Origin of the sequence: Cupriavidus sp. SHE (assembly GCF_000812445.1) — a bacterium.
Lineage (GTDB): Bacteria > Pseudomonadota > Gammaproteobacteria > Burkholderiales > Burkholderiaceae > Cupriavidus > Cupriavidus metallidurans.
On the sequence record NZ_JWMB01000002.1, the window covers coordinates 97,719 to 106,854 of the forward strand.

The 9,136-nt window shown below is 62.6% G+C and carries 10 protein-coding genes; 6 read left to right on the top strand and 4 right to left on the bottom strand.

All coding sequences use genetic code 11. The features are described 5' to 3' along the window. Positions 1-563: 563 nt before the first annotated feature. The 6 genes from RN01_RS33685 to RN01_RS00900 all read left to right on the top strand — a co-directional run bounded on the left by RN01_RS33685 (position 564) and on the right by RN01_RS00900 (position 5,904). A complete protein-coding gene (locus RN01_RS33685; RefSeq protein WP_156149767.1) occupies positions 564-716 on the top strand; it encodes a hypothetical protein in 153 nt (50 codons plus the stop codon). A gap of 364 nt (positions 717-1,080) precedes the next feature. After that, positions 1,081-1,224, top strand: a complete 144-nt coding sequence (locus tag RN01_RS33690; RefSeq protein ID WP_156149768.1) for a hypothetical protein — start codon at positions 1,081-1,083, stop codon at positions 1,222-1,224. Positions 1,225-1,575: 351 nt separating this feature from the next. Further along, positions 1,576-2,034: a hypothetical protein gene (locus RN01_RS00880; protein ID WP_017514340.1), complete on the top strand. Its 459-nt coding sequence runs from the start codon at positions 1,576-1,578 to the stop codon at positions 2,032-2,034. 797 nt (positions 2,035-2,831) lie between these two features. Then, a complete protein-coding gene (locus RN01_RS00890; RefSeq protein ID WP_017514342.1) occupies positions 2,832-3,692 on the top strand; it encodes an SDR family oxidoreductase in 861 nt (286 codons plus the stop codon). A 65-nt stretch (positions 3,693-3,757) separates the two neighbouring features. Beyond that, positions 3,758-4,480 (top strand): SDR family oxidoreductase, encoded by a 723-nt coding sequence (locus RN01_RS00895; RefSeq protein ID WP_017514343.1) that lies wholly within the window; start codon positions 3,758-3,760, stop codon positions 4,478-4,480. A gap of 32 nt (positions 4,481-4,512) precedes the next feature. Then, a complete protein-coding gene (locus tag RN01_RS00900) occupies positions 4,513-5,904 on the top strand; it encodes an MFS transporter (protein WP_024568991.1) in 1,392 nt (463 codons plus the stop codon). A 38-nt stretch (positions 5,905-5,942) separates the two neighbouring features. On the opposite strand, the gene RN01_RS00905 is transcribed toward RN01_RS00900, so the two are convergent. Genes RN01_RS00905 through RN01_RS00920 form a run of 4 tightly spaced genes read right to left on the bottom strand, consistent with a single transcriptional unit; the run spans position 5,943 to position 8,845 of the window. Then, positions 5,943-6,827, bottom strand: a complete 885-nt coding sequence (locus tag RN01_RS00905; protein WP_024568992.1) for a fumarylacetoacetate hydrolase family protein — start codon at positions 6,825-6,827, stop codon at positions 5,943-5,945. A gap of 3 nt (positions 6,828-6,830) precedes the next feature. After that, complete coding sequence (locus RN01_RS00910) at positions 6,831-7,799, bottom strand: VOC family protein (RefSeq protein ID WP_017513396.1); 969 nt, start codon at positions 7,797-7,799, stop codon at positions 6,831-6,833. 54 nt (positions 7,800-7,853) lie between these two features. Continuing rightward, positions 7,854-8,615 carry an SDR family NAD(P)-dependent oxidoreductase gene (locus RN01_RS00915; RefSeq protein ID WP_017513395.1) on the bottom strand — a complete coding sequence of 254 codons (762 nt, stop codon included), beginning with the start codon at positions 8,613-8,615 and terminating at the stop codon, positions 7,854-7,856. After that, on the bottom strand, positions 8,615-8,845 hold the full coding sequence (locus tag RN01_RS00920) for a ferredoxin (RefSeq protein ID WP_017513394.1): 231 nt from the start codon (positions 8,843-8,845) through the stop codon (positions 8,615-8,617). Before RN01_RS00920 ends, RN01_RS00915 begins: the two co-directional genes overlap by 1 nt. Between the last annotated feature and the right edge of the window lie 291 nt (positions 8,846-9,136).

The following is a 9,136-nucleotide window of genomic DNA, read 5'->3' on the forward strand; positions in this document are numbered from 1 at the left end:
GGCAGAGGCGGGAGGCAGCACGCGGGCCGCAGGTGTCGGCCGATTTACGATAGCAGATAAGACGAATTATCCTGCAGTGGACACGCGCATTTTGCGGGCCGCTTTGCACGCCAACCCGTCAGGGGTCAGTTGGGAATTTCGCGGGAGCGTTTTTGAGTGCAGCAACCCCGCGCGAACTGTAGGGTGTTGCATTTATTTCGTCGCCAACGTCTTCACGCTGCACTCCGCGATACCCAGTATTTTCCGGCGTAACGACTCATGCCAGTTGGCCTGCGCAACCGACTTCCGTTGGCCGCTCTTTGGGGCCCACTCCCGCCTCAGTGCTGATATCCGCCGATGACGGCACGAAGTCGGCGCCGTGCGTAAAACTCAAATGCTGGGGGATTGGCAACGACACCTAAGTTCCCGTCGCCCTGCTGCGGGGCTGCCAATCTGTTGAATCGGCCTCCCACGGCAAAGTTCGCGGGCGCAAAGAGCTGTTACGTCACCATTTGGAATACCCGCCGTGCCCGATGGATTGCAACGACTCTGAAGATCTCGACCGATCCAGCAGGAAAATCGTCTTGATGGCGCGCCAAGGCGATAAGGGCAGTCCGCTCGTCACGCTTCGGTCCCTCGACGACAACGCGAACGTCTATGCCAGTGCTCGCCAGGCGCTGCAACGAGGCGGATCGATTACCCAAACGTTGGCGACCGGAGTGAATATCAATATCTGACGTTGCGGGAGATTTTAGTCAATCGAAGCTGCGATGGCACCGACGACAGCTATATGACATTTCTCGAAGAAACGCTCCCGATCTTACACAGCACAGAGGTGTCGAACATCGATACTTTCAGTACTAGGCACCAGATGTACGGCAAGTCGGCGCCGGTCCAATGTTTGAGTCATCAAGAGATACCTAATCCCCAGACGGGGCCCGCAATCCAGCCTCGACTGAACGGGGCCCTTTCGCGTCGGTGGCCATACACGCCAGTGCCTGCGTACTCGGCAAGGCTGGCGTCGAGCATCAGCGATGCCCTATTTCAACACCTGCCAGCACTTGATCGGCGCTCGTGCCGAATGGCTTTCACGCGCATTCGATGCCGCCATCCAGCCACCACACCGACTGCGTCAGCATGATCATCCCGGCCGGCGACGTCGCGCCAACCTCCAGCAGCAAGAAGCCGCACGCCGTAACGCTGCTCCAGAAGCACCGGCAACGCGTGCCTCCCGACGCAGACTAGCACCGGGAAGGCCTCCGAAACGGTCAGGCTTGGCCCGCCCGTGGCGTCCGGTTCTGCATGGCCCAGGGACCTGCCAGGATACGGGCCTGGTCCAGGACCTTGATGAGGCCGCGTACCCTATTCATCTCGCTGCCTCCCTTCGTTTTGGCGCAATGTTGCCAAGCGTAGTAAAGGCACCGGTAAGGCGTCCAGTATCGATTTGTATGTCACTGATAACCGTCATTAATCGGTATAGTCCGGCGCCACGATACCCCGCATTCATCTCTGGCAATGCCACACGGACGGCAAGTTGAGGAGATCCTATAGTGAATATCCATACTTCGCCCGTCGGCGACCTGAAGGAGGTTTGTGATGAATAAGACAAACTGGATTTCCTTCGCTGTGCTCCTCAGTTGCTTCTCCGGATACACGACAGCCGGAAGCCTTGACGAGAATGTGGTGCTGGTCCCCTTGCGAGCCACCTCAGCGAACACTGGCCACATCGCACAGGCCGCGTTGACGCCCAACGGTAGCGGCTACACGGGTATCAGTCTGTTCATCGGTGGCGTACCAGAGACCGTTTCCGTGCCGGTTCATCTCTATACCTACATCTATCCCGGCACCTGTGCAGCCCTGGGAGAGCGACCCGCTTATGAAATGAACCAGACGGTCATCCAGAACGGCAACCTAGGCAACGGTGTGCCGGCGTTCGAGAAGCGCGTGGCCGTGCCGCTGGATCAACTACGTGCCGGCGGGTACGCGCTGGTGGTCCGTACCGCACCCGCAGATGGATTCGTCAACATTTTCTGCGGCGACATCCGTTCAGCCTGAACGCGCCGAACTTAGCATCACCCAGTAGGCAAAAGGCTCGCACGAGGACTGGTGACGCGTCCAGGCCGCCCGGCAAGTGGCGCAGCCATACTGGCGTGTCTGCATCAGGATCTTCTGCCCCAGGCGCCGGGACTCGGGCATAGCGGTAGGGTACAGTTGATCGTGTCCCGCTTGCGTACGAGACTGAGCAATCAGGGCAATGCAAGCCCGGCAAGGCTTCGTCGTACGATGCATCCCCACTCCGGGGCTTGACGGCGGCTCGTGGCGGGCACAACCCATGACAGGCGCCCGTCCGGCACGCGGCGCCCGCGCTGATATCCGCCTCGATGCTATCCAGTACAAAACGCGCAGGTCAGCATCTTGCCCCTGCAGCGCCGCAATGGAACACATGTCCAGATGCCCGCGCTCAGCCACGCCCAGCTCGGCCGCAGCGGCGAGGCAAACGATCTGCGGAGCCCCGCTGCTCTGGCGAATCCAGTCGTCGAGCATGCCAGCCAGCATGGCGTGAAAACTAGCACTATTGGCCGGCGCTGTCTTCGCGGCAGCATCTCGCGCCTCCCTGCTTATTGCCTGTACCTGCCTGCGCAGCGCGCTCAACCGTGCCAGCATCGCTCGCTCCGGTCCGACTGCGTTGCAGGCCGGCGTGGCCAACGACTGACCGGTACCGACCCTCGAGCCTTCTTCATTTCATCTCCTCGCATTCATTTTGTGCACATTTTATGCGTTTGTGTTTAAATTGAGAAAAATTCAAGCAGATCCGGACAGGCAACCCCGGACAACCGCATCCAGGAGACAACATGTATATCAATCTGAAGGACAAGCGAGTCATCGTCACGGGCGCATCGCGCGGCATCGGCCGCGCCATTGCTAGGGCGTTCGCCGCCGAAGGTGCGCGCGTCGCAATCTGTGCGCGCACGCAGGCGGATGTCAGTACCGCCGCAGAAGAATTGAAGGCGCGCGGCGCCGGCGACGTGATCGGACGCGCGGTCGACGTGACCGATACCGCCGGCGTCAAATCTTTCGTCGAGGAGATCGCAGCGGCCTGGGGCGGCGTCGACGTATTGGTCAACAATGCCGGCCAGGGCCGCGGTGGCAATCTGGACAGTCTGACGCCCGAACAGATCCTGGACCATGCAAACGTCCTGCAGATGGGACATTTCCGTTTCGTCCAGGCCGTGGTGCCCCATATGCGCAAGCAACGCTGGGGCCGGATCATCGAGGTCAACGCATTGGCCGGCGTGGTACCGACCCCCGACGGCATTCCATCGGTCATCAATCGGGCCGCCTGCGTGGCAATGTCCAAGTCACTGGGCATGTCGCTGGCCAAGGACAACATCCTGGTCAACACGCTCAACATGGGCTGGATCGATACCGGCCAATGGGACCGTCACTACCGCGAGATGCCGCCGGGATGCACGCGCGAGGAGTTCGACGCGATGGTGCTGAAAGTAGTGCCGATCGGGCGCTTCGGCAAGCCGGAAGATGTTGCCGGCATGGCCCTGTTCCTGTCTAGCGAGTATGCAAGCTTTATCAGCGCAGCATCGATAGATATCGCCGGTGGCATGGGTGGGCAAATCGCTTACTACCCCACCCTCAAGCGCGATTTCCATGACGCCGTGCGGGCGCGCGGCGAAGCCCAGGCCGCACAGACAGCTTGACCAACACCAGCCAGAATCCGCCACAGCCGTGGGGAGCACATCGCGCCCCACAGCGGGAGAACGCCATGGATCTGCAAGACAAGGTGGTGGTCGTCACCGGCGCATCCTCGGGGATCGGGGAAGCCATTGCACGCGACCTCAGCACAGCGGGTGCCAAGCTGGTGCTGACGGCGCGCCGCGCCGACCGCCTGCGTGCCCTTTCCTCCAGCTTGCCGGGACCCAGCACGCACCTGGCTGCCGCCATCGAAGACGCGGGCACACCGCAGACTCTGCACGACCTCGCTCTGTCGGAATTCGGACGCGCCGATGTACTGATCAACAATGCCGGCATGTTTGTCGCCGGATCGCTGGAAACCATCGATCTCGACGCGCTGGCACAGATGACCCGTGTCAACTTTGACGCCGTGGTGCGTGCGTCCTACCTGTTCGCAAGAACCTTCCGGCAGCAAGGCGCAGGCGCCATCGTCAATGTCTCGAGCATCGGCGCCTACCTCAGTTCATCTTCGGTTGGCGTCTATAGTGGGCTCAAGCACGCGTTAGAGATCTTCACGTCGGCAATGCGCGTCGAGTTGAAGAGCTCCGGTGTGCGGGTCGGTACGATCGCCCCCGGCACCACCGAGACTGAGATCTTCGATCACCTACGCGCGCGCAACGAACCAGTTCGTGCCGATGCCACCCCGCCCCTTGATCCTGCCGACATCGCCCGCGCGGTACGCTTCATGCTGACGCAGCCGGAACGCGCCAATGTGGCGCGGCTGCTGCTAGTGTCGTCTTCCGAGTCGGTCTGAACACCTCGCTTAAGCCACACGAGGCACACATCATGTCCCTGTCGTCCATGCCCAAGTCCGTCCTGCCGGAGAAGGACCCTACTCCTGCGGTCACCACGTCAGGACATTCTCCCGCCTATCCACCGGCTATATATGCCTGGTACGTGATTGCTGTGCTGTTCGCGGTAACGCTGCTCTCCCAGCTGGACCGCCAGCTGCCGTCGCTACTGGTGCGCCCGCTGCGCAAGGAGTTCGGCATTTCCGACACTGCCTTCAGCCTGCTGCAGGGCTATGCGTTCGCCATCTTCTACACGTTGGCGGGCCTGCCACTCGGCCGGATGGTCGACCGTGGCAACCGCCGCAACCTGATCCTCGCTGGCCTGCTGTTCTGGAGCGCCGCCACAGTCCTGTTTGCATTCGGCCAGACCTACGCCCACCTGATACTGGCGCGCATCGGCGTGGGCATCGGCGAGGCAGTACTAGCACCAGCGGCCTATTCGATGATTGCCGATTACATGGAGCCTGCACGGCGCGGGCGGGCACTGGCGGTCTACTACATCTCGATCGCCATCGGCTCGGGCGCCTCGCTACTGCTCGGTGGCTGGCTACTGGCGGCCATCCCGCCACAGGGTATGACGATCGGCATGCTGGGCGAATGGCCGGCCTGGCGAATCGCGTTCCTGGCCGCTGCCGCACCGGTGGTACCGCTCGCTTTGTTGCTGCTGTCCGTACGCGAGCCGGCGCGCCGCGAAGTCACAATGGACGGCGAAATTTCGGATAGCCAGTCCAGCTTCGCGGATTTCGCGGCACACCTGCGCGCGCACGCCGCCACCTTTGCACGCGTGCTCACGTATCCTACCTTGCTCTCCATCATTGGGTATGGTGCCCTCGCCTGGGCGCCCGCCTTGTTCGATCGCAGCTTTGGCATACCGGTCTCCCGCTCCGGACCCGTGCTCGGCATGATCATTGCGGCAGCGGGCGCGGCGGGCACGTTGGCTGGCGGGTTCCTCAGTGATCGCTGGATTGCGCGCGCCGTGCCTGCTGCACGCTTTCGCGTGGCCCTGGCCGGTGTGGCCATCTTTGCCGTGCCCTCGGTGCTTTGGCCGCTGATGCCCGGCCCAACACCAGCATTCGTCCTGCTGTTTATCACGGTGCTCGGGCTAGGCCTTTCGCAGTCGGCTGCGCCCGCTTCCATCCAGGCGGTGGTGCCAAACCGCATGCGCGGCCGCGCGATCGCGCTTTACCTGCTGCTGGCCGGCCTGCTGGGGCTTGGCTTGGGGCCGACTGCGGTGGCGCTGGTCACAGATTATGTGTTCGGGAACGACGCCAGCCTGCGCTATTCACTAGCGCTGACGGCCGGGCCGTCCGCGCTATTCGGCTTGTGGCTGATCGGCTCAGGCCTGCGGCCGTACGCGCAAAGCGTGGCGTCCATGCAGCCAGGCTGAGTCTGGCGTCGCCGCGCCCACCCCCGTACCATGCGCCTTCAGCCCGGGCCGCCGAGGCGCCCTATCGTGCGTTGCGGCGCAAGTATGCGCTTAGGCCCGATGGTATTGCGCAGCACGCCGATCTTCTCGATCTCAGCCTCGACCACATCGCCGGGTTGCAAGAAGCGGCCGTCTTCGAGCCCCACTCCGGAGGTCGAACCCGTGAACACTAGGTCGCCCGGCTGCAGCTCGATGCGTGCATCCACGTAGTTAAGTAACTCATCGACTGGAAAGATCATCCTGTCGGTGCAGTCATGCTGGCGCAGCTCGCCATTGATGCTCAGGCGTAGCGCCACGCGCGGCTGGCCAGCACCGCCGAACTCGTCGAGCGTGGTGACCCATGGTCCCACCGGCGCCGTACGGTCCAATGCCTTTTGTGTGAACAGATCCAGCGAACCTAGCTGCTTGCCGGCATCCCGCGCGCTGATGTCGTTCCCAACCGTGTACCCGAGCAGGCAGGCACTGGCCTGCGGCTCGTCCTTGAGCGCGCGCGCCACAACGGCAACCAGCTCTACTTCATAGTCGAGTTGTGCCGTGATTGCGGGATACTGGATCTCGCCGCCGGTTGGCACCAGCGCGGACGATGGCTTAATATAGGCAATGGTGTGCGGAGGCGCTTGCTTGCGGCCCAGGCGCGTCAGGTGCGTCAGGTAATTCATGCCTACACCGAACACGCGGGCGCCGGGCTGCACTGGTGGGCAGAACTGCAAGGCTGCTAGAGGCAGGCACCCCGCCTGCAGGTCGAGCGCTGCCTCGCCATGCTGGACCACCGCGGGAGCCCACAACGAGAACGGCGCACGTACGCGCCGCGCATTCTGCGCGGCCTCGTCGATGCGTACCCAGAAGCCGTCCCCGTCCGCATTCTGCACACGCGCTAGTTTCACGGCCTATGCCGCCGCTCGCTTGCGGGCCAGTGCCGCGAGGACATCCAGGCCTTCGGCATCCTGCACCTCTTCGGGCGCCCTGACACTGGGGCCCAGAATCGGCCCGACCAGTTCGTGCCCCCATGTACTGAGCTGCTCCGGGTTCAACTCGAAGCCGTCCGGATGCCACGGCTCAAGCTCGGTGATAACTTCGATAGCGAAACCGCCCGGAGAAAAGTGGTAGAAGGACACGTGAGGGTCCTGCGTATGCTGGCCCAGCGTCATCATCATCGGCAGCTTTCGTTGCCTGACGATGTCATATGTCTCGCCCACGTCCCGCAAGGTCTTCACGAACAGACCGACATGCTGGATGCCCATCTTGCCAGGGCCGTGGCCATATGCGATGTCGTGGCTGGTACTCTCGTTCAGCCGAGAGCGGTAGAACGCTGTTTTACCCTTGCCAGCGCCGGCCCCGTAGTAGTGGAAGCCCATCACCTCCGTCAGAAAGTGCTCCAGTTCAGGAGGAAATTCCGGCGTAATCACCACCAAGTGGCCGAGCCCGCGCTCGCCAGCTACGAATCCGCCATGCGGACGACCGGGGATGAATGAACGCGGCATCCACTTCTGCCCGTAGAACAGTTCATGCTGGTATCCGATCGGATCGCGAAAGCGGAACACGTCGCGCACGCCCCGCAGTTCGCGCAGGGCTGCGTCGCCCATCGTGATCTCGATGCCCGCTTCGCGCAAGCGCCGGGCGGCTGCCTCGAACTCGAGCTTGCCGCGCGCTTCCCAACCGATATAGGCCAGGCGGTCGACCTTGCCCGGGTGAAAGGCAAAACGGTGACGACGGTCGTCGATACGGAAGTACAGCGACTCCGCGTCAGCCTCCGGCGACCTCCCGATCTGAAAGCCGAGCACTTCAGGACCGTAGCTGCGCCACTCGTCCAGTTGCGTCGACTCGAAGCCGAGATAGCCGATGCCGATGATGTCCATGATGTCTCCTTGTCTTGTGGGGCGCGCGTGCGCGCCCTGCTTCCCATGCAGCGCTCAGAGCGCCAGCATGCCGCCGTCCACGACGATGTCGGTGCCTGTGAGATATGACGCCTCGTCCGAGGCAACGAACAACGCCGTGGCAACAATCTCCTCAGATTCGCCGGGCCGGTCCATTGGTATGCCATCAAGTAGCAGCGCACGCGTCGCGGGATTGTTCAGGAACGGCGTGGTGCCCGGTGTCGCAACTACGCCAGGGCTGATGCTGACCGCCCGGATGCGCTGCTTCGCGCCTTCCACCGCGAGCTGGCGCGTGAGCGCCACCACGCCTGCCTTGGCCGCCGAGTGCGCCCCGATGCCGGTCACCGCCGACGCGCCCCAGGCCGCTACCGACGAGATGTTGATGATCACGCCGCCACTTTTCGCCAGATGCGGCCACGCATACCGACTGCACAGAAACACGAGGTCCAGTTCGTTGCGCAGCGTGTAATGCCAGTCTTCAACCGCCATCGTGGCAATTGGACCAAAGCGCGCTGCCGAGGCATTGTTGTAGAGGATGTCGATCTGACCGTACTGCGCAACTGCGGCTTCGATCCATCCGCTGGCCTGCGCCGGATCGCTAAGATCAAAGCCAGCGCTGCCCGCCACGGCCAAGCCCTCAGCGCGAGCCAGCGCCAAGGTTTCCTGCTGCGCCTGTTCGTCTATGTCGCAGCCGAACACGCGCGCGCCGTCGCGCGCAAAGCGAAGCGCCGCCGCCCGGCCCTGCCCGCCGCCAGTGCCGCTGATCAGCGCCACCTTGCCATCGAGTCGGCCGCGCATCAGGCAGCCACGATTTCGATGGTGATGGCCTCGGCCGGGCAAGCCGACGCGCCCTCACGCGCCTGCTCCTCCAGTTCCGGCGGCACGGTCCCGTCTTCCACGTAGACCAGTCCATTCTCGTCCAGTTTGTAGATCTCCGGGCAGAGTTGCGCGCACAGTCCATATCCACAGCAGCGGGTGCGGTCTGCGTGAACCTGCAGCACGACTCCATTTCCCTTGGGGGCTTGCATAGGTGTCTCCATCTTTTGTCCGGCGCTTTAGCGTCCTTGGGAAGGAATTATATGCACACTTTATTTAAAAGTGTCACTTTTTGACGCGCACGACGATTGCGGGTTGACCCTAGGTCTTTGGCGGCAAGCTTTCGGCACCGGCTCGTCCAATGTACTGGAAAGTACTCGCTTCTCTGAGAGACTATTCTCGACTGAGAATATAATTGCTGATCTCAGAACGAATCCTGCCCAACGCGGAGTTGCTCGGCCAGCGACCGGGCAACAAGAAGCGGCTCGCCGCATTACGGCGGG